General features: G+C 38.3%; 1 protein-coding gene. It reads right to left on the bottom strand.

Annotated elements, in window-relative coordinates; genetic code table 11:
• Positions 1-389: sugar phosphate nucleotidyltransferase (locus tag KDK95_RS39160; protein WP_249162355.1), on the bottom strand; the 389-nt coding region annotated here is incomplete at both ends.

Raw genomic sequence — 389 nt, 5'->3', positions numbered from 1 at the left:
GTGTTAATTCTTCTCGCATACTGTCATCTTTCAATGCATATTCTATGGTAGTTTTAACGAAGCCTAATTTTTCTCCAACGTCATAACGTTCGCCTTCGAAGTCATATGCATACACTTGGTTATCATTATTCATACGCTCAATCGCATCTGTTAACTGAATTTCGTTACCTGCGCCTTCTTTTTGCGTTTTTAAATAATCGAAAATTTCAGGCGTTAATACATATCGCCCCATAATAGCTAGGTTTGATGGTGCCGTACCTTGTGCTGGCTTTTCAACAAACTTTTTCACTTCATACTGACGCCCATTTTTAGTTAATGGATCAATAATTCCATAACGATGAGTATCTGCTTCCGGAACTTCTTGGACACCTATAACTGAGTGCCCAGTT

Source organism: Actinospica acidithermotolerans (assembly GCF_018139625.1).
In the GTDB taxonomy this organism is placed as follows: domain Bacteria; phylum Actinomycetota; class Actinomycetes; order Streptomycetales; family Catenulisporaceae; genus Actinospica; species Actinospica acidithermotolerans.
The sequence above is the reverse complement of the archived record's forward strand: the minus strand, read 5'-3'. Positions and strand labels throughout refer to the sequence as shown.